Genomic DNA, 248 nt, shown 5'->3' with positions numbered 1-248 from the left:
CGGCCGGGCCGAGCGCACGGCGGGGATGCACGCCGCGACCGGGCCACCGCCGGCCGCGACGACCTCGTCGAGCACGGCGCGCAGCACCGACGGCACACCTCCCGAGACCTCCTCGCACACCTGCAGGAACTCCGGGTCGCCCGCGCGACCGAAGCGCCCGGCGACCATCCCGCGGACCGCGGCGGGTCCCAGCGGCCGGGACCGCAGCGGTACGGCGGACCCGGCCAGACCGCGTACCGGCGGCCGCC

At 80.2% G+C, this 248-nt stretch carries 1 protein-coding gene; it reads right to left on the bottom strand.

Annotated features, from left to right (window positions below):
* On the bottom strand, nucleotides 1–248 hold a 248-nt coding region (locus GTW08_RS13315), incomplete at both ends, for a hypothetical protein (protein ID WP_161151990.1).

Origin of the sequence: Pseudonocardia sp. SID8383, from assembly GCF_009864975.1 — a bacterium.
GTDB classification, from domain to species: Bacteria; Actinomycetota; Actinomycetes; order Mycobacteriales; family Pseudonocardiaceae; genus Pseudonocardia; species Pseudonocardia alni.
Note: the sequence above shows the minus strand (reverse complement) of the source record. Positions and strands in the feature narration are given on the sequence as shown.